At 39.7% G+C, this 18,905-nt stretch carries 18 protein-coding genes; 9 read left to right on the top strand and 9 right to left on the bottom strand.

Features of this window, described 5'->3' with window-relative positions:
• Positions 1 to 166: 166 nt before the first annotated feature.
• Both I597_RS05635 and I597_RS05630 read left to right on the top strand, forming a co-directional pair.
• Positions 167 to 577, top strand: a complete 411-nt coding sequence (locus tag I597_RS05635; RefSeq protein ID WP_035327347.1) for a carboxypeptidase-like regulatory domain-containing protein — start codon at positions 167 to 169, stop codon at positions 575 to 577.
• Positions 578 to 581: 4 nt separating this feature from the next.
• A complete protein-coding gene (locus tag I597_RS05630) occupies positions 582 to 1,250 on the top strand; it encodes a transglutaminase domain-containing protein (RefSeq protein ID WP_052111930.1) in 669 nt (222 codons plus the stop codon).
• Between the two features lie 5 nt (positions 1,251 to 1,255).
• Here I597_RS05630 and I597_RS05625 read toward each other — a convergent pair whose 3' ends face one another.
• Both I597_RS05625 and I597_RS05620 read right to left on the bottom strand, forming a co-directional pair.
• Entirely contained in the window at positions 1,256 to 2,419 is a 1,164-nt protein-coding gene (locus I597_RS05625; RefSeq protein WP_052111929.1) for a serine hydrolase domain-containing protein, read from the bottom strand.
• A gap of 57 nt (positions 2,420 to 2,476) precedes the next feature.
• Entirely contained in the window at positions 2,477 to 3,280 is an 804-nt protein-coding gene (locus I597_RS05620) for a helix-turn-helix domain-containing protein (RefSeq protein WP_035327345.1), read from the bottom strand.
• 107 nt (positions 3,281 to 3,387) lie between these two features.
• On the opposite strand from I597_RS05620, the gene I597_RS05615 reads away from it, so the two are divergent.
• Positions 3,388 to 3,774, top strand: coding sequence for a thiol-disulfide oxidoreductase DCC family protein (locus tag I597_RS05615; protein WP_035327342.1), 387 nt, complete (start codon positions 3,388 to 3,390; stop codon positions 3,772 to 3,774).
• Positions 3,775 to 3,847: 73 nt separating this feature from the next.
• Here I597_RS05615 and yiaA read toward each other — a convergent pair whose 3' ends face one another.
• On the bottom strand, positions 3,848 to 4,309 hold the full coding sequence (gene yiaA / locus I597_RS05610) for an inner membrane protein YiaA (protein WP_035327340.1): 462 nt from the start codon (positions 4,307 to 4,309) through the stop codon (positions 3,848 to 3,850).
• Between the two features lie 153 nt (positions 4,310 to 4,462).
• Between yiaA and I597_RS05605 the strand changes: the two genes are divergently transcribed.
• The 3 genes from I597_RS05605 to I597_RS05595 all read left to right on the top strand — a co-directional run bounded on the left by I597_RS05605 (position 4,463) and on the right by I597_RS05595 (position 9,156).
• Positions 4,463 to 5,935 (top strand): tetratricopeptide repeat protein, encoded by a 1,473-nt coding sequence (locus I597_RS05605; RefSeq protein WP_035327337.1) that lies wholly within the window; start codon positions 4,463 to 4,465, stop codon positions 5,933 to 5,935.
• Positions 5,936 to 5,998: 63 nt separating this feature from the next.
• Entirely contained in the window at positions 5,999 to 8,476 is a 2,478-nt protein-coding gene (locus I597_RS05600; protein WP_035327335.1) for a zinc-dependent metalloprotease, read from the top strand.
• A 239-nt stretch (positions 8,477 to 8,715) separates the two neighbouring features.
• The gene (locus I597_RS05595) at positions 8,716 to 9,156 is read left to right on the top strand and encodes a hypothetical protein (protein WP_035327333.1); all 441 of its coding nucleotides are present in this window, start codon (positions 8,716 to 8,718) and stop codon (positions 9,154 to 9,156) included.
• A gap of 76 nt (positions 9,157 to 9,232) precedes the next feature.
• Here I597_RS05595 and hemL read toward each other — a convergent pair whose 3' ends face one another.
• From hemL to I597_RS05575, 4 genes are read right to left on the bottom strand one after another with little or no spacing between them, the layout of a single operon-like run.
• Positions 9,233 to 10,519 carry a glutamate-1-semialdehyde 2,1-aminomutase gene (gene hemL, locus I597_RS05590; protein WP_035327331.1) on the bottom strand — a complete coding sequence of 429 codons (1,287 nt, stop codon included), beginning with the start codon at positions 10,517 to 10,519 and terminating at the stop codon, positions 9,233 to 9,235.
• A gap of 56 nt (positions 10,520 to 10,575) precedes the next feature.
• Positions 10,576 to 11,409: a glucosaminidase domain-containing protein gene (locus I597_RS05585; RefSeq protein ID WP_035327328.1), complete on the bottom strand. Its 834-nt coding sequence runs from the start codon at positions 11,407 to 11,409 to the stop codon at positions 10,576 to 10,578.
• Positions 11,410 to 11,413: 4 nt separating this feature from the next.
• Positions 11,414 to 12,322 carry a 1-aminocyclopropane-1-carboxylate deaminase/D-cysteine desulfhydrase gene (locus I597_RS05580; RefSeq protein ID WP_052111927.1) on the bottom strand — a complete coding sequence of 303 codons (909 nt, stop codon included), beginning with the start codon at positions 12,320 to 12,322 and terminating at the stop codon, positions 11,414 to 11,416.
• A gap of 4 nt (positions 12,323 to 12,326) precedes the next feature.
• Entirely contained in the window at positions 12,327 to 12,653 is a 327-nt protein-coding gene (locus I597_RS05575) for a hypothetical protein (protein ID WP_035327322.1), read from the bottom strand.
• A gap of 117 nt (positions 12,654 to 12,770) precedes the next feature.
• Here I597_RS05575 and I597_RS14980 point away from each other — a divergent pair, with 117 nt between their 5' ends.
• The 3 genes from I597_RS14980 to I597_RS05565 all read left to right on the top strand — a co-directional run bounded on the left by I597_RS14980 (position 12,771) and on the right by I597_RS05565 (position 15,633).
• The gene (locus I597_RS14980) at positions 12,771 to 12,944 is read left to right on the top strand and encodes a DUF5522 domain-containing protein (protein WP_160268172.1); all 174 of its coding nucleotides are present in this window, start codon (positions 12,771 to 12,773) and stop codon (positions 12,942 to 12,944) included.
• 115 nt (positions 12,945 to 13,059) lie between these two features.
• Positions 13,060 to 15,045: a urocanate hydratase gene (locus I597_RS05570; protein ID WP_035327320.1), complete on the top strand. Its 1,986-nt coding sequence runs from the start codon at positions 13,060 to 13,062 to the stop codon at positions 15,043 to 15,045.
• A gap of 12 nt (positions 15,046 to 15,057) precedes the next feature.
• Entirely contained in the window at positions 15,058 to 15,633 is a 576-nt protein-coding gene (locus I597_RS05565; protein WP_035327318.1) for a DUF4136 domain-containing protein, read from the top strand.
• Positions 15,634 to 15,704: 71 nt separating this feature from the next.
• On the opposite strand, the gene I597_RS05560 is transcribed toward I597_RS05565, so the two are convergent.
• Positions 15,705 to 17,786 (bottom strand): alpha-ketoacid dehydrogenase subunit alpha/beta, encoded by a 2,082-nt coding sequence (locus I597_RS05560; RefSeq protein ID WP_035327317.1) that lies wholly within the window; start codon positions 17,784 to 17,786, stop codon positions 15,705 to 15,707.
• Between the two features lie 35 nt (positions 17,787 to 17,821).
• Positions 17,822 to 18,868 (bottom strand): branched-chain amino acid aminotransferase, encoded by a 1,047-nt coding sequence (locus I597_RS05555; RefSeq protein ID WP_035327316.1) that lies wholly within the window; start codon positions 18,866 to 18,868, stop codon positions 17,822 to 17,824.
• Positions 18,869 to 18,905: the final 37 nt, after the last annotated feature.

Genomic DNA, 18,905 nt, shown 5'->3' with positions numbered 1-18,905 from the left:
ATGGGGTATTTATTACGCTTTCGCGAAAGCGTACTTAAACCGAACAGTATTATACTTCCCTAAGTGAAAAGGACAGTTTACAGTCATATAACTGGCATTTGCGCATTTATAATTTTAAGAAAGGGCATCTCCTCATAGTTTTGATATAAACAAAAACACATTTATTATGAAAACAAAACACATCACAACAAAGAAGAAGGTAACAAGCGCCGTAGCGACTATCTGTATGATGCTAGCCTTCGTGCTTACCTCTCAAACAGCACAGGCACAAGCTGTAGAGCGCACGGTATCTGGCGTAGTAAAAACGCATAATAGCGTTGTACCGGGAGCGGCGATCGTTCTCAAAGGAACAAATATAGGTGTTATGGCAGATGACGATGGTGCTTTTACCTTTCCGCAACCGCTTAAGGATAATGATGTTCTTATCGTAAGCTCAATGGCTTTTGAAGATATGGAGGTAAAAATTGAACGTGGCACTACCTACATCGAACCATTTTTAGAAGGTACAGCCATTGTTATAGTAGGAGCTTTGAGAACTGCACCTGCCCAAAAGAAAGCTATACCTAAATCTATGTAACTATATGTACAAGCTTACGCTCTTTATATTCTTCATCTTCACAACAGTGACAAGTGCACAGCGCTCAGACTTTGCACACATTGACTTTACAACTGCCGATTATAAGGCATCACTTCTTGAAGGTGAAGAATTATACAATCTCCCACTATTAAGCCACAAACTCACCTCAACGCTTACCACAGATGTTGAAAAATTTAGAGCAATTTATTACTGGGTTACTCATAATATAAAAGGTAATGATGCACTTACACGCAAGAGCAAGAAGATGTATCTAGATAAAAGTTACTCAGATGCCAAGCGTTCTTTATTTAAGCAAGAAGTTCTTACAACATTAGTTAATGATAAGGAAACCCTGTGTACGGGGTATGCCTATCTAATTAAAAAGCTTGCCCTATTATCTGGAATTACTTGTGAGGTCATAAATGGGTATGACCCTACAAGTACATTTAAATCAAATGGGAAACTTATTGCAAATCACGCGTGGAATAGCGTACGACTTGACGGGAAATGGTATGTATGCGATGCTACCTGGTCTAGCGGATATACTGATGTTAAAAGCCAGCTTTTTATTTTTGACTTTGACCCTAGCTACTTTTTAATGGAACCAGAGGAGTTTTTAAAAAAGCACCACGCTACTAATGAACAATGGAACGGCTTACTTGTAATGCAATAATGACATTACATTTTACCACTGGGTTGTTTATCTAACCACTGCAGGTAATAAATTACGTTTGTTAACACATCACCATCTACATCACCATCTTGTGTATTATTTATTGCTATACTAGCATTAAAACTGGGGATATAAACAAACAGCGTTCCCCAAAAACCAGAATGCAAATAGGTCTCTACGTCTAGTTTTTTACTGTAATAGCTATCAAAACCTAGACGCTGCTTAGGGATATTTCCTTCCTTATACCTGCCATCTAGTAATAGCATTGTGTCTAAGGTATTTTTATTTTCAAAAACACGATTATTAAAAACCGCTTGAAGAAATACACTTAAATCTCTTGTAGTAGAAACCAGACCACCACCTCCATATAAATCTACAGAGTTATGCCACTTTGTAGCATCAAGACTACCTACATAGCGATGCACTTCTTGTGGTAACTCTTGCGTAGGTTCTTCTAGACTTTGTAAATAGGTAGAAGTCATACCTAGCTCGTCAAACTTAAGTAATGACCTAAGTGCAGCCGCAAGATCAAGCTTAGTTGTGCGCTCTATGATTTCGCCAAGTAGGATATAACCTGTATCACTGTAATTATTTTCTTCTCCAGGAGCAGCATAAGGACTCCCATTATCTATTGCAAATTGTATTTGCTCTGTACGGCTCCATATTTTGTTTGGAGTTTTTGAGGCGGCTTCTATATATTCTGGCCCTCCCTCTGCATAATCATATAAACCACTTGTATGACCTAGACAGTGGCGTATAGTTATTTTATCTGGGTCATAACCGCCCTTTTTAAGTAATGCGATATGCTCCTCAGAGATGTATTTTGAGATAGCATCTTCTAGCGATACTTCTCCTTGCTCATACAGACGTAATATAGCCACGGCTACAAATACCTTAGTCACACTCGCTATTCTAAAAGGCTGGTTTGCTTTTAATAACGCGTCCTTATCTATACTATCATATCCAGCCGCTCCAGAAAAATCTATTTCGGCAAAAGGTGCAATTACAGATAAAGAGACACCAGTTACATCTTGCTTTGTATCAGTAAAAGTGTCATCTAGAAAAAATTGCAGCTGCTTATCAGTATCTTGAGTATAGTTTACCTCTTGTGTACTGTTACAGCTTAGGGTTATAAAACAAAGTGCAATTAGGTATGGGATATATTTCATTCGTGTTATTTTTTACAAAGATTACGCTTTCGCGAAAGCGGTCATTGTAAATTTTCGTCAAAAATAGTTAGGTCTTACTTCTATAAAAGATGGTGTCTTTAAGAGTTGCGACGGTGTATGATTTGTATATCTTTTTATCTCTTTAATAAAATGACTCTGATCGTAATATCCATACTTTACTACATAATGCTGCCAGTCGCTATTGCGAGTGACATATAACTCTCGTATGGCTTTTTTATATCGCTGGAGTGATTGAAACTTTTTTGGAGTGAGACCTGTATCTCTCTTGAAGTGACGCTCTAGTGTAGAATATGAGTAATTTGTAGCCTTTATAATAGTTTGTATATCACAACTAGCACTCACTTCTTGTGCCATTGCTACTACAAAACCTTCTCGCTCGTTTTTATACCTCTCTGCAAACCATTGATCTAATTCGCTTGCAATTTCTGAAGGTGACAATGTGAGTAGATGAATCTTAAGTAGCTCGACATCCATCCCAAAAACATCATCTGCAAAGGCGACGCTGTCTTTCATAATGGCTTCTGTCTTGAGATCTAAAAATGGTTTGAGCGAAGACAGTCCCCTGCTTTTAAATTTTATGATGATACAACTTTTAAGATGCGAGAGATCTACAACCACTTCCTTATGAATAAAGCTATACAGCTTGCTTCTATTAGATGTATAGGTTTTACCCATATAGCTCATTGTGTAATGACCATCTAGCACAATAATCATATCTGGAGTAATGCCAGGGTATGCATACATTGTGGGGCTTCCCATAGACAAGAGCGCAGCATCTTTTACAATCCAATAATGGTCTATGTGCTTTTTTACCTCTGCTATATGTGGCTCAAAAATCATAAGACCAAGCTACTCATTAAAAAATAGAAACCTACTCTTAAAAAACTGTTTTTGAAAAGTTTACTATTTTTTTTCGACTCAATGGTTAATTACAAAATTGATTTACTATGAAGAGTCCAGCTACTAAGAGCCTTATAATTTTTGACGGAGAGTGTAACCTTTGCAATGGCGTTGTAGGGTGGTTATTAAAATTTGCTCCAGAAGACCTCTTTGAATTTGTAGCTTATCAATCTCCCAGAGGTCAACATATTTTGAGAGATAACAACAGACCTACAGATAGTTTAGATACGGTAATTCTTATAGATAATAATGTTTTGCACACACACTCTGATGGATTTTTAAAGATTGTATCAAAAATACCAAAGTGGCAGCGTGTTGCCGCCTTACTAGCTTTTATACCTAGAATGCTTAGAGACTTTGTATACCGTACGGCTTCTCGCAATAGGGTACGATGGTTTGGTACATCTTCCTCTTGTACTATTAATTTTAAATAATAAACCCAACACTCCCTAGGGAGCATCGGGTTATCAAACAACAAAATGCGGTGCCCTAGAGCACCGCATTTTGTTACTTATCTTCTTGATTATCTAAAAATTTTACATCTCTTGTGTTTTTTTGAACTGCAATAGCAGCAAAGAGACTTAACGTAAATGACATCCCGTAAAAACCTTTTTCACTTAACTCTAGATCTGCGTTCCATAAACCTACTACGAGTAATAAGATTGAAATAATGGTCACAAACCAACTTATGCCATAATAAATGTCTGTAACAGGTACTCCCTCTAGCCTATCGCGTACACTTTTTTGCACAGAGACTACTGCAAAAAGACCAAAGAGTAAAATTGTAAAATAATATCCTTTTTCATTGAGATACATATCTGCGTTCCATAAACCTACACAGAACGATATCATCCCAACAAATAAAGCACTCCACGATGCACTTATAAAAGCGCCCGTAGGCTTATTTGAAAATGAAGGTTTTTCTTTTACTTTCTTCTCAGTTACTGGTGTTTCAAATTGATTTTCCATAATGTTTTGTTGTTGTTTAACGAGGTCAAAGATGCAACCCAACCTCACATCAAAAAATCAATAATTTCATTATCACTTACGATATATAATATACTAATATTACATTTATACAATTAAAATAGGATTTTACACACATATAACTTACGATATAAAATGTCATTATTTTCTATTATTACTAGTTTTTCTAAAGAAGAAAGTGATCTTTTTATACAATACATACGCTCCAGAAATAAAAGAAAGGACACAAAAAACATAGATCTCTATATGCTCTTGCGTAAAGGAGTACCTGTAAATGATATCATCACCACATTATATGGCTCGTCAAACAGAAATGCCTATCACGCATTATCAAAGCGACTGCAAGACTCACTCATAGATTTTATTGCTACACGCAGTTTTGAGACAGAAACCTCAGAAGATATGACCATCTTTAAGTGGATACTTACAGCACGTATACTTTATGAGCAAGACCAGATTGACCCTGCCCATAAACTACTCAAAAAAGCTATTAAAAAAGCAAAACAACTAGACCTCTACACAGCACTAGTCGAGGCATATCATACACAAATACAATACAGCCACCTTCACCCTGAGCAAGATCTACCTGAGCTTGTGGCAGCGGCACAGCAGTGTCACAAGCTCTTTTTACAGCAAGAAAGGCTCAATATGGCATATGCTCACATTAAGAGAACCGTCCAGTTTAACACAGCCCTATTACAACAAGGCGTACAAGAAACTATAGAACAAATTCTAGCAGATTTTAAAATAGACATACAAAAAGATCTTACCTATAAGTCCCTCTACCAACTCCTTGAGATTATTAATACAGCAGCACATCTAGATCATAACTTTAGCAAAGCATTACCGTTTATAACAAAGGTTTATAAACTTATAGAGCAGAAGGATCACGTTGCTGCAAAGCATCGTTTTTACCATATACAGGTCCTCTATTTTATGGCAAATGCACATTTTAGAGTGCGTGATTTTACACAGGCTCAGTCATATCTCAAGCTTATGGACGAGCAAATAGGTGCAGATAGAAGAAAATGGGAATCCCGCTTTCGCGAAAGCTACCTACTCATACACAGTTTTGTTATGAATTATAGTGGCAGTTATACAACCGCCATCACCTCTTTAGAAGAATACATAAAAAATACTAAAGGAAAATCCCACCCAGATACCAGACTAGCGCTTGTTGTTTTTCTCACCCAGCAAGGTTTATATAAAGAAGCCTTAGGCCAGCTTAATAAATTAAAACACTCAGACCAATGGTATGAGACGCAATTAGGTAAAGACTGGTTAATAAAAAGAGATCTTCTCACCCTTATTATTTATTATGAACTAGAGTATGTAGATCTGGCGCACGCTACTTTGAGAAGTTTTAAGCGCAAGCATAAATCTATTATTCGCTCTGAGACGAGGTTACATTCTTTTATTGCAGTTTACACGGCTATGCATAACAATCCTCTCGTGATAGATGAAGACCGCTTTCGCGAAAGCGTAAAAAATAACTTTACCACCTCCACCCTTAAAGAAGAAGACATCTTTATGGTGAGCTTTTTTGCTTGGATAAAATCTAAGCTTGACAATACACCACTTTATGACACTACCCTTCACTTGTTATGATTTTCTTAACAAGATAGGCGGGTTCTGGGCAGTACCTTTTACCCTTGTAAAACATCCAATTGAATGAATAGAAAATTATCCTACGTAATTGCTACACTACTAGCTATTACAATTGCAAGTTGTGGCGCATCACAATCTAAAGTTGCCAGTAAGGCAAGTGCCTCGAAATCTACAAAAAAAGACAAGAAAGACGCCATAAAACCTTATGGCAAAGTAATCACAAAAGAAGCAAAAACAGACGAAGGTCTCTTTACCGTACATAAACTAGACGGCAAGTACTTTTATGAGATTCCAGACACATTGATGGGGCGCGAGATGCTTATGGTCACTCGTATTGCAAAGACTGCCACAGGACTTGGTTTTGGGGGAGGAAAACAAAATACCTCTGTACTACGCTGGGAAGTAAAAGATAAAAAGGTATTACTACGTGTGGTGTCACATCAAATTTATGCCGCAGACTCACTTCCTATCTCTGAGGCTGTAAAGAACAGTAATTTTGAGCCGGTACTGTACGCTTTTGATGTAAAGGCATATAAGAAGGATTCTGTTTCTGGCAATAAGAATATTGTGATAGACGCGAGCCCTTTATTTGAAACAGATGTTAAGCCGCTAGGTTTACCACAGAGACGTCGTAAAAGTCTTAAGGTGTCTAAGTTAGATGCAAAGCGTTCTTACATAGATACAATACGAAGTTACCCGCAAAACATAGAAGTACGTACCGTAAAAACATACAGCGGTAGCGCATTACCGTCTAATAATGCTACGGGTACACTCTCACTTATGATGAGTAACTCTATGATTTTATTACCAGAAGTACCTATGCAACGCCGTATGTTTGATGAGCGTGTAGGGTGGTTTGGCCGCGGGCAAACAGATTACGGTCTAGATTTACAAAAAAGTAAAACCATACGTTACTTAGATAGGTGGAGACTAGAGGTTAAGGACGAAGATATGGCAGCCTTTAAAAGAGGTGAGCTTGTTGAGCCTAAAAAGCAAATCGTTTATTATATAGATAGAGCAACCCCAAAAAAATGGGTGCCATATATCAAACAAGGTATAGAAGACTGGCAAGTAGCTTTTGAAGCTGCTGGATTTAAAAATGCCATAATCGCGGCAGATCCTCCTTCTGTAGAAGAGGATCCAGACTGGAGCCCAGAAGATGTACGTTATAGTGTAGTGCGCTACCTTGCGTCTCCTATTCCTAATGCAAATGGACCTCACGTGAGTGATCCTAGATCTGGAGAAATTTTAGAAAGTGATATAAACTGGTACCATAATGTTATGACCTTATTACATAACTGGTACTTTGTACAGACAGCAGCGATTAATCCAGAAGCAAGATCTAACGAGTTTAAAGATGAGATTATGGGACGATTAATTCGTTTTGTGAGTTCTCACGAGGTAGGTCACACACTAGGTCTTCCTCACAATATGGGAAGTAGTGTCGCATATGCTGTAGACGATTTACGTGATCCTGAGTTTACAAAAAAGTATGGAACAGCACCTTCTATTATGGATTATGCTCGTTTTAACTATATCGCACAACCAGGTGATGGTGATGTAGCCTTGATGCCTAACATAGGTATCTACGACAAGTATGCTATTAAGTGGGGATACCGCCCTATACTTGAGGCAAAAAGTGCAGAAGACGAAAAGAAAACCCTAGACAGCTGGATACTCGAGCACGCTGGAGACCCTATGTACCGTTTTGGGAGACAGCAAAGAGGCGTTATAGACCCTAGCTCTCAAACAGAAGATCTAGGTGACGATGCTATGAAAGCTAGTGCTTATGGTATTGCAAACCTTAAACGTATTGTACCTAACCTTATCACTTGGACTGCAGAAGAGGGCCAAAACTATGATGAGCTAGATAAAATGTATGGACAAGTACTCTCTCAGTATAACCGCTATATGGGGCACGTGGCCGCAAATGTAGGTGGTGTGTATGAGATGTATAAAACCTATGATCAAGATGGGGCTGTATACACACACGTACCAAAGCAGAAACAAAAAGAAGCACTTACCTTCTTACAAGAAAATCTTTTTGAGACACCAGAGTGGTTACTAGACACAAACATTTTTGATAAAATAGAAAATGCAGGTAGTGTAGAACGTATAAGACGTTTCCAGACTAGAACGCTTAACAACCTTCTAGATTTTGGAAGAATGGGACGTATGCTAGAGAACGAAACTCTTAATGGCAACAGTGCATATACCTTTATGGATATGATGGAAGATACTCGCGAGGGCCTCTTTAGTGAGTTAAAGACAAGGAGTACCATAGATATTTATCGTCGTAACCTACAGCGTGCATATGTAGAGCGTCTGGAATATTTAATGACTAGAGAGCAAGGAGCCTCTAGCCGTTTTAGCACTAGAACTTCTATTGATGTAAGCCAGAGTGACATTAGAGCCGTAGTGCGTGCAGAGCTTAAAGGTCTTAAACGCGATTTACAAAATAGTAGACTACGTGATCGTATGAGTCGCATTCACACAGAAGATCTTGTAGAGCGCATCAATTTAATACTTGACCCTAAATAAGGGATAATTTACCCCTAAGATTTCCCCTTCCCATATAAGCCGGCTGTCGTTGACAGTCGGCTTTTTTTATGAAAAAATTCTCGTTACCAGACTACTCTAGAGTTCATAAATTAATGAAGATATATACGCTTTCGCGAAAGCGTAACAAATCACAAATAAATCCTAAAAATAAAAATGGATTAAACTTTGTGCATTTTACACAGTCATATAAGTGTTCAGTAATTAAAAAAATAAAGAATATGAAAAAGTTAATAATGGCATTTTTAGTACTAGCTACTATATCAATGTCTGCACAAAGAGGACCAAGAGGCGGAGAAGACAGAAGAGGAAAAGACCTTACTGTAGAACAAATGGCTACGCTCAAAACGAAGAAAATGACCCTAGCACTTGCTCTAGACGATAACCAGTCTAAAAAAGTGTATAACGTACTCCTTGCACAAGCAAAAGACCGCAAGCAAGCGATGGAAGCTCGCAAGGCTCAAACAGAAAAACCTGAGCTTACAAAAGAGCAAAAATTTGCTAAGTCAAATGAACGTCTAGATAAGCAAATTGCTATGCAACAAGAGATGCAAAGTATCTTATCTGAAGACCAATTTAAGCAGTTTAAGAAGATGAGCGCAAAGCGCAAAGGTGAAGGAAGACGCGGTGGCAAACGTGGTAGAGGCCAGCGTGGTAAATAATATTTTTATTGATTGATTAATTTGGTTTGAGAACGGCATCCTTTAGGTAGGATGCCGTTTTCTTTTTTATGTAAACTTATAAGGTTTTACTCACCTTTGCTACAGCAGCAATTGTATCATCAAGATCTTGATAAGACAGTGCATCGTTTAAAAACCAGCTCTCATAAGCACTAGGCGCTATATAAATACCCTCTGCGAGTAAACCGTGAAAGAATTTTTTAAAGGTATCATTATCTCCAGCGGCCGCTGTCTTAAAATCTACCACAGCGTCTTTTGCAAAGTGCACAGAGATCATAGACCCTAGTCTATTTATTGTAAATATTACACCGCTTTCTGTAAGTGCCTGTTCTATACCTTTATGTAGATACTCGGTCTTATCTTTAAGGCTTGTAAATACTGCTGGGTTCTCATTAAGTTCTGTAAGCATTGCAAGACCTGCCGCCATCGCTAGCGGGTTGCCACTAAGTGTACCAGCTTGGTAAACTGGTCCTTCTGGTGCGAGGTGACTCATAATCTCTGCTCGAGCTGCAAATGCTCCTACAGGCAGACCACCTCCTATTACTTTTCCAAAGGTTACGATATCTGCTTGTACATCCATAAGTTCTTGAACACCTCCCTTTGCAAGGCGGAAGCCGGTCATAACCTCATCAAATATAAGCAGAGCACCATTTTCATCACACAGCTCACGAAGTCCTTGTAAGAAACCTTCGGCTGGGAGTATGCACCCCATATTACCTGCAACAGGCTCTATGATAATGGCTGCAATCTCTCCAGGGTTTGCTGCAAAAAGCGCCTTTACTTGATCAATATTATTATAGTCTGCTAGTAAAGTATCTTTTGCCGTACCGGTAGTTACTCCCGGACTATTAGGAGACCCAAAAGTCACTGCACCACTACCTGCTTGTATTAAAAACGAGTCAGAGTGACCGTGATAGCAACCTGCAAATTTTATAATTTTTTCTCTTCCAGAAAAACCTCTTGCTAGACGTATCGCACTCATACAAGCCTCTGTACCACTATTTACAAAACGTATTTTATCTATACCTGGCACCATTGAGATAGCAAGCTCTGCTATTTTTGTCTCTATCTCTGTAGGCATTCCAAAAGAGGTTCCTTTTTGAGCTTTTTGTACTACGGCATCTACCACAGGCTTATGTGCGTGACCTAGTATCATAGGTCCCCAAGATGCGATATAGTCTATAAGTTTGCGACCATCCTCGTCATATAAATAAGCTCCTTTTGCTTCTTTTACAAAAATAGGGTCACCACCTACAGATTTAAAAGCTCTTACTGGGCTGTTTACTCCACCTGGTATTACTTTTTGAGCCGCTACAAATAACTCACTACTTCTCTTATAAATCATATGCTATATATTTCACTCTGCTAGAGTGCTTCTTTCCTTTATGCCTTACTAAAAATTTAATACCCTCTATCAAACGGCTTGATGTATAACACCTGCCCTTCGAAGATATTATCGCCATCGATACCATTCCATTCTTTAAGTTGGTCTACAGTTACGTCATATTTTTTTGCTAGACGATACAGCGTTTCACCCTTTCTTACAGTGTGCTGGTTGTTATTATCTGTTACTTTCTTATAGTCTTCTACAGGCTTACCTAGCACCTCGCCGTCGTACGTATATAGCTTATAACGCTCTATAAGACTTATTAACTTTTGAGGATATTTTTTATCTGTTGCATACCCTGCTCTACGTAGTCCTTTTGCCCAGCCTTTATAATCGTCTTTTGGTAGTTTAAAGAGGTCTGTGTATCGCTTGCGTCCAGTTAAGAATAAAGAGTGATCCCTATATGAGAATTTTGGTAAGCTATATTTTCTAAAACACTCACCTTGCGTATCGTCATCGTGATATACTTTTTGACCTTTCCAGTCGTGACATTTTATACCAAAGTGATTATTTGCCTTTTTTACAAGCTCCCCTTTTCCTGCGCCAGATTCTAGAATTCCTTGTGCCAGCGTTATAGATGCCGGGATGCCGTAAAGCTCCATCTCTTCTTTTGCAATGGCAGCATATTGTTCTATATAACCGTCTACACCACCCTTTGGAACAGGATTTACACCATTATCAAGATTATCATCTGGTGTGGCAGCTTCTTCTACATCTAGCTCTGAGTTAGTCCTCTCAACCGTGCGAATTTTTTTTGTGCGTTTTGTGCTGCGTGTAGCCTTTTTTGAACCACCGCAACCCACTGTAATTATTGCTATTACCAGAAGTACAGTTAATCTTTTTAACATAAATCTATTGTATGAGTGGGAGTCCCTTTTTTGCAAGTCGAGTATTCATACCCGAGATGCCCTGTAAACCTCCCGTATGAATGGCTAAAATACGAGAATTCTCTGGGAAATACCCACGATTCATCAAGTCTGAAAGCCCAAAAAGCATCTTACCCGTATACACAGGATCAAGCGGAATGCCGTATGCATCCTTAAAGTCATTTATAAAAGTGATTAATTCTCTATTTACTTTTGCATATCCTCCACAATGATAGTCGGCTATGATTTCCCATTGCTCACTATCCACATATTGTGCTACCTCATCACGTACCCAATCTCCTTTTAGCGCGGGAAAGCCTAGTACCTTTTGGTGTTTACCAGCACTATTTATGATACCAGATATCGTACCTGCCGTTCCTATAGGGCAACTTATAAAATCAAACTGACTGTCATCTGTAGTTAGAATCTCTTCACATCCTTTTATTGCAAGCACATTTGTACCTCCTTCGGGTATAATAAATGGATTATTAAAGGTTTTTTTTACGCTTTCGCGAAAGCGTAATTCATCCTTCTCCTTATACTCAGCCCTAGTAACAAAGTGAAATTCCATCCCACAAGAGTGAGCAAATGCTAGCGTAGGGTTTTGAGCTAGTGTTTTTTTAAGATCACGGCCCAACTCCTCGCCTCTTATAACCCCTACGGTTTTAAAACCTTCTAGTTTACCCGCCGCCGCAGTAGCAGCAATATGATTTGAGTATGCACCACCAAAGGTGAGTAATGTATCGTGACCAAGTGCTCTGGCTTGAAGTAGGTTATACTTAAGTTTTCTAAACTTATTACCAGAAACGGTGGGGTGTAACTCGTCCTCACGCTTTATGTAAAGTGTACAGCCATTTTGCTCAAAGACAAATTGATTTTTTGAAGTAAAATTCACAAGTTTATAAATAGGCTATAAAGCTCCAGAACGGACGTTCTTTAAGATAATTAATTTCACACTCACGAGCATAAGCCTCTCGCTCAAAACTTATATTAAGATATGCCACATAATTATCTCGGTATTGTATAAGTCTAATGAGATACTCGACAGCATACCAGATAAAGAATGGAATTACCAGCATCTCGGCTTGTTGTCTTATGTGTATTTTTTCGTGATTGATAAATACCTCATCCTTTTTGAGATCTGGTGTGCGCATCACAATAAATGGCCAGAGTGTAACTCCCACAAAGCGCCTGCGCAACAAGTATTTATTTACAACAAAAAACATAGGTCAAAAGTACTTTAATATCTTTTTTTAAAAACAACGCCAGCCATATATTTATCTACCGCATTGTTAACAGGTTAAGCAGTATTCAAAGTTTGTGCCGTATCCTTATCTTTGTATATGTCTTACTTAAAAAAACATATCCCTATAGAAGATGGCGACTATTACTTAACGCCAGAAGGCTATAAATGTTTTACAGAACAGTATCATCTCAAAAGAGGATACTGTTGTGAGAGTGGCTGCCGTCATTGCCCTTATGGCTATAGTAAAAAGACAAATACTCAAAATGGATAGACTGCTACTCTTATATCGTAAGTGTGTATATAGAAGCTACCATAGAGTAGATATACGTTATCCATAGTGTGTGAGTAAGAGTTTTTAAACTAGTACTTACTTAATATCACTACTTATGACATTTCAACAACAAATACTTGAAGGGATTCCTGCAGTACTTCCTGCACAAAAAAAATATGATCCAGCTATAAACCACGCCCCAAAAAGAAAAAAGATACTCTCTCCTAGTGACGAGAAACTCGCACTTCAAAACGCCCTGCGCTATTTTGAACCCCAGCATCACGCAACACTATTACCTGAATTCAAAAATGAACTAGATACCTATGGCCGCATTTATATGTATCGTTTTGCACCAGATTATAAGATCTATGCAAGACCTATAGAAGAGTATCCGGCACAATCTAAGCAAGCCGCAGCTATTATGCTTATGATTCAAAACAATCTAGATCACGCTGTGGCACAGCACCCTCTTGAGCTTATCACTTATGGTGGTAATGGAGCCGTTTTTTCAAACTGGGCTCAGTATCGCCTCACGATGCAATATCTCGCTCAGATGACAGATGAGCAAACGCTAGTTATGTACTCTGGTCACCCTATGGGCTTGTTCCCATCTCACAAAGAAGCACCTAGAGTAGTTGTCACAAACGGGATGATGATACCTAACTACAGCACACCAGACGACTGGGAAAAATACAACGCCCTAGGCGTCACCCAGTACGGGCAGATGACGGCTGGAAGTTATATGTACATAGGACCTCAAGGCATTGTACACGGCACCACAATTACCGTTCTTAACGCTTTTAGAAAAATAGGTAAATCACCTAAGGGTGGCATCTTTGTCACCTCCGGGTTAGGCGGTATGTCTGGGGCACAGCCTAAGGCTGGTAATATTGCAGGCTGTATCACCATATGTGCAGAAGTAAATAAAAAAGCGGTACACACTAGGCACTCACAAGGATGGGTAGATGAAATAATTGATAACACAACAGCTCTCGTTGCCCGTGTACAGCAGGCACAACTTGATAAAGAGACGGTCTCCATCGCATATCACGGTAATGTGGTAGAAGTATGGGAGGCGTTTAATGAGCACAATATAAAAATTGATATAGGTAGCGATCAGACCTCTTTACATAATCCTTGGGCGGGTGGTTACTACCCTATGGGATACACTGTTGAGGAGGCAAATGATATGATGGCAAATGATGTAGAGCGCTTTCGCGAAAGCGTAAAAAGCACCCTCTGTCGTCACGCCGCAGCAGTAAATGCGCATACCGCAAAGGGCACCTACTTTTTTGATTACGGAAATGCTTTTTTACTAGAATCCAGCCGTTCAGGAGCAGATGTACTCGCCGAAAATGGCATTGACTTTAAATACCCCAGCTATGTACAAGACATAATGGGGCCTATGTGTTTTGATTACGGTTTTGGCCCTTTTAGGTGGGTTTGCGCTTCTGGAAAGGAAGAAGACCTTGCAAAAACTGATGCTATAGCCTGTACTGTTCTGGAAGAACTAGCAGTAAATGCTCCAGCAGAAATACAACAGCAATTACAAGATAACATCACCTGGATACAAGGTGCACAGCAAAACAAGCTCGTAGTAGGCTCACAAGCACGTATACTGTATGCAGACGCAGAGGGACGTGCAAAAATCGCACAAGCCTTTAACGATGCTATTGCTCGCAACGAGATAGGATTAGTTATATTAGGTCGTGATCATCACGATGTATCTGGTACAGACTCTCCGTACCGCGAGACGAGTAATATTTATGACGGCAGTCGCTTTACGGCAGATATGGCAATTCACAATGTAATAGGTGATAGCTTTAGAGGAGCTACCTGGGTGAGTATTCACAATGGTGGTGGTGTAGGCTGGGGCGAAGTTGTAAATGGTGGTTTTGGTATGGTAATTGATGGTAGTAAAGAAGCCGAAAGACGCTTACAATCAATGCTTTTCTGGGATGTAAACAACGGAATTGCAAGAAGAAGCTGGGCTCGTAATGAAGGTGCTGTTTTTGCCATAAAAAGAGCAATGGAAATCGAACCAAATCTTAAGGTCACCATACCAAATATTGTAGAAGAAGATCTATTTAATAACATTTAAAAAAAAACTACTATGAAAGCATTAAGACTTTTACCCTTACTAGGAGCCGTATTATTACTCGCTTCTTGTAGCACTGTGCGCGTAGCATCAGACTACGACAAAGACACAAACTTTAGTGATTACAAAACATTTGCCTTCTACAAGCCAGGTATAGATAAAGCAGAGATATCTGATCTTGATAAAAAACGTGTGCTACGCGCCGTAGAGGCACAAATGCTCGCAAAAGGTTTTACAAAATCTAGCAACCCAGCTGTGCTTGTAAGCATATTTACAAAAGCAAAAGAGCGTGTGGATGTATATCAAAACAACTTTGGCTTCAACGGCGGTTGGGGCTGGGGAGGCGGCTTCTGGGGCGGCTGGGGTGGTCCTTGGGGATGGAATAACGGCTTTAATAGCAATACCGTCTCAAGAACTACACAAGGAACTTTATACATAGACCTCATAGATGCAAATAAGAAACAACTTATATGGCAAGGTCAAGGTACAGCACCACTCGTAACTGGAGATGTAGATAAGCGCGAGGAACGCATTAACCTCATCGTACAAGAAATTATGGAAGTATACCCACCACAAGTAGCGGGTAACTAATCCAAATTTTAATAGCATAAAAAAAGCACCCATCCGGGTGCTTTTTTTAATTTACAACAGCCTTACTAATACTAGTAAGCCATTAACGCTTCTATCTTTTTCTTTACCTTCTCTGTGCTAGGTATCATTGTTTGTTCTAATACACTATTGAGCGGTATTGCTGGCATATTTTCAGAACCTATAAGCATTACTGGAGCATCTAGGTATTGAAAACATTCTTCTTGTATACTTCCTTGCAGTCCTCTACTAAAGCCATTATTAGAAGGCTCTTCTGTTATAACAAGACATTTACCACATTTTTTTACTGACTTAAATACCGTCTCATAATCTAGTGGATGTAATGTTCTTAAATCTACCACCTCAACCCTGTCTTGTAGTCCCAACTCTGCACTAGCATTCATAGCCCAGTGTACACCCATACCATAGGTGATAATAGCAATTGTTTCTTCATCTTCTTGCTTCCAGATTTCTTGCAGCACATTTGCTTTCCCAAAAGGTAGCACATAATCTTCATCTGGCATTACAGATGTAGCGCCTTGTGTTCCTTTTACCTTAGACCAGTATAGCCCCTTGTGCTCAAAAATCACAACTGGGTTAGGATCGTAGTAAGCCGCCTTAAGAAGTCCTTTAAGGTCTGCACCATTAGAAGGATATGCAATTTTAAGACCACGTATATTAGTCACCACACTCTCTACAGAAGACGAGTGATACGGCCCACCAGAGCCGTAAGCACCTATAGGCACTCTCAAAATCATTGAGACTGGCCATTTACCATTACTCAAGTAACACGATCGAGACACCTCTGTAAATAGTTGATTGAGGCCCGGCCATATATAATCTGCAAATTGAACTTCTACGATAGGCTTGAGCCCTACGGCGCTCATCCCTACTGTAGACCCTACGATAAAAGCTTCTTGTATAGGTGTGTTAAAAACGCGGTTATCACCAAATTTTTGAGCAAGCGTCGCCGCTTCTCTAAAAACGCCTCCCAGTCTACCTCCTACATCTTGACCATACATCAAGCATTCTGGATGCTTGCGCATAAGCTCTTCTACGGCAAACAGTGCACAGTCTACCATCACTACCTTTTCTCCATCTTTTGGAGCGCGCTCGCCACGCTCTTCGGTGATAGGTGTTGGTGCAAAGTCGTGTGTAAATAAATCTGCTGGAACGGGATCTTCGGCTTGTTGTGCTTTGTCAAAATCTTTATGGACTTCCGCTTTCGCGAAAGCGGTCATATCCTCAATCTCTTTTTTATCAAATCCATTATTGAGTAATAGCTCAATCATTTTTGGATACGGGTCGCGGCCTTGTGCCTCTTCTAAATCATCTCTGTACCACTCCATACGCACACCAGAAGTGTGGTGATTAAGCAGGGGAACTTTTGCGTGTACTAAAAATGGTCTACGCTCTGTCCTGATGGTCTCTATGACGTTCTCGAGCGTCGTGTAACTCTCTTCAAAATCTGTCCCGTCTATAGTTACCGCTTCAAGACCGTGAAAACCTTGTGCGTACTCAAATGCATTTTGAGCACGGGTCTCGGCAGCATTTGCAGAGATATCCCAGCCGTTATCTTGTACTAAATATAAGATAGGTAACTGCTTGAGCGCTGCCATCTGGAATGCTTCGGCTATTTCACCCTCAGTCACAGATGCATCTCCTAGTGAGCAAACTACAAAAGGTGCTTCTGTGCTGGAAATTGCAATTTCTGTCTCATTGAGCACTGTCGAAAGCTTTTCAGAAAGTCCTTCTTTATAATAAAAACCCATTGCAACACCCGTAGCTGGTATGGCTTGCATACCTGTAGCACTACTCTGGTGTGGTATTTTAGGCTTATCATCATCTCGCAAACTTGGGTGCGAGTAATACGTACGCCCCGCCGAAAATGGATCATCCTTTTTTGCTAGCACTTGTAACATTAACTCATAAGGCTTCATCCCTATGGCAAGGAGCATACTATCATCTCTGTAGTAAGGAAAAGCATAATCTTGCGGTTGCAACTGCATCCCTATAGCGGTTTGTATCACCTCGTGACCGCGGCTTGTAGCGTGTACATACTTTGATACCACCTTAAAATTTTCTTCATATAACTCTGTGAGTGCTTTTGCCGTACTTACGTTATGAAATGCTTTTTTTAATACCTCTTTATTCATCTTACAATGTATTAATGTGCTGTAGTAAACTATTGTTAAAGTACCGGTGCCATCCAGTTAAAAGGATCTTCGCCCCCTGTTTTGATATCGTTGAGCATATCATTTACCGCCTTACCTACAGGAAACTCGGTAGACACTGGTATAACGTCATCACCCCAACCTATTTCTTGTATATGAGCAATACCTACGGCCGTACCTGTACCAAAAGCTTCTTCAAGCGTTCCTTGTGCTGCAGCTTCTTTTATTTCTTGAATCGATATTTTACGTTCTGTAACCGTATAGCCTTTGTGCCTTAAAACATCTATCACACTTTTACGAGTGATACCGTGCAGCACAGAGCCGTCTAGCGTAGGCGTTATAAAGTTGCCATCTACTTTAAAGAAAATGTTCATTGTACCTACTTCTTGTATGTAGGCGTGCTCTTGTGCATCTAGCCATAGCACTTGATCATATCCTTTAGACTTTGCAATCTCTGTAGGGCGTATGGCGGCAGCATAATTTCCTGCGGCTTTTGCCTCTCCAGTTCCTCCACTGGCAGCACGTATATAATGCTTTTCTGCCCAAAGCTTTACAGGCTTTGTAAAAAATGGTCCTGCTGGTGAGCCTATGATGATAAACTTATAACTAGTGGCTGCACGCATCCCTATAAAAGGCTCGTCTGCATACATAAATGGTCTTAAGTATAATGCACTACCATCTACCGGCGGAATCCAGTCTTGCTCCATACTAACTAGCGCTTTTAAACCGTCTACAAAAAGATCTTCTGGAAATGCCGGCATCCCCATACGCTCTGCACTCGCGTTAAGACGGGCAGCATTTTCATATGGTCTAAAAAGTAGAGGTTCACGCTTTCGCGAAAGCGTACTCTTCATCCCTTCAAAAATTGCTTGACCATAATGAAGCGCCATTGCTGCTGGGTGTGTAGGTATCATTGCTAAAGGCTCTACACGTGGGTTTTGCCACTTACCATCTTCATAATCACAGATAAACATATGATCTGTAAAGGTTCTTCCTAGTGGGATGTTATCAAAATCTATACTCGCTAGTTTAGAATTTGTTGTTTTTGTGACTTCTATTTTCATAGGAATAGGTGTTTACCACCGCGTTATGCAGTGGCGT

The sequence above is a fragment of the Dokdonia donghaensis DSW-1 genome, assembly GCF_001653755.1.
Classification (GTDB): domain Bacteria; phylum Bacteroidota; class Bacteroidia; order Flavobacteriales; family Flavobacteriaceae; genus Dokdonia; species Dokdonia donghaensis.
Note: the sequence above shows the minus strand (reverse complement) of the source record. Positions and strands in the feature narration are given on the sequence as shown.

Excerpts from the sequence above, each read along its gene's own strand:
- I597_RS05555 (WP_035327316.1), bottom strand. The coding sequence starts at position 18,868 with ATGAAAATAGAAGTCACAAAAACAACAAATTCTAAACTAGCGAGTATA.
- I597_RS05615 (WP_035327342.1), top strand. The coding sequence starts at position 3,388 with ATGAAGAGTCCAGCTACTAAGAGCCTTATAATTTTTGACGGAGAGTGT.
- I597_RS05600 (WP_035327335.1), top strand. The coding sequence starts at position 5,999 with ATGAATAGAAAATTATCCTACGTAATTGCTACACTACTAGCTATTACA.
- I597_RS05565 (WP_035327318.1), top strand. The coding sequence starts at position 15,058 with ATGAAAGCATTAAGACTTTTACCCTTACTAGGAGCCGTATTATTACTC.
- I597_RS05625 (WP_052111929.1), bottom strand. The coding sequence starts at position 2,419 with ATGAAATATATCCCATACCTAATTGCACTTTGTTTTATAACCCTAAGC.
- I597_RS05585 (WP_035327328.1), bottom strand. The coding sequence starts at position 11,409 with ATGTTAAAAAGATTAACTGTACTTCTGGTAATAGCAATAATTACAGTG.
- I597_RS14980 (WP_160268172.1), top strand. The coding sequence starts at position 12,771 with ATGTCTTACTTAAAAAAACATATCCCTATAGAAGATGGCGACTATTAC.
- yiaA (WP_035327340.1), bottom strand. The coding sequence starts at position 4,309 with ATGGAAAATCAATTTGAAACACCAGTAACTGAGAAGAAAGTAAAAGAA.
- I597_RS05575 (WP_035327322.1), bottom strand. The coding sequence starts at position 12,653 with ATGTTTTTTGTTGTAAATAAATACTTGTTGCGCAGGCGCTTTGTGGGA.
- I597_RS05635 (WP_035327347.1), top strand. The coding sequence starts at position 167 with ATGAAAACAAAACACATCACAACAAAGAAGAAGGTAACAAGCGCCGTA.
- I597_RS05570 (WP_035327320.1), top strand. The coding sequence starts at position 13,060 with ATGACATTTCAACAACAAATACTTGAAGGGATTCCTGCAGTACTTCCT.
- I597_RS05620 (WP_035327345.1), bottom strand. The coding sequence starts at position 3,280 with ATGATTTTTGAGCCACATATAGCAGAGGTAAAAAAGCACATAGACCAT.
- I597_RS05595 (WP_035327333.1), top strand. The coding sequence starts at position 8,716 with ATGAAAAAGTTAATAATGGCATTTTTAGTACTAGCTACTATATCAATG.
- I597_RS05560 (WP_035327317.1), bottom strand. The coding sequence starts at position 17,786 with ATGAATAAAGAGGTATTAAAAAAAGCATTTCATAACGTAAGTACGGCA.
- hemL (WP_035327331.1), bottom strand. The coding sequence starts at position 10,519 with ATGATTTATAAGAGAAGTAGTGAGTTATTTGTAGCGGCTCAAAAAGTA.
- I597_RS05630 (WP_052111930.1), top strand. The coding sequence starts at position 582 with ATGTACAAGCTTACGCTCTTTATATTCTTCATCTTCACAACAGTGACA.
- I597_RS05605 (WP_035327337.1), top strand. The coding sequence starts at position 4,463 with ATGTCATTATTTTCTATTATTACTAGTTTTTCTAAAGAAGAAAGTGAT.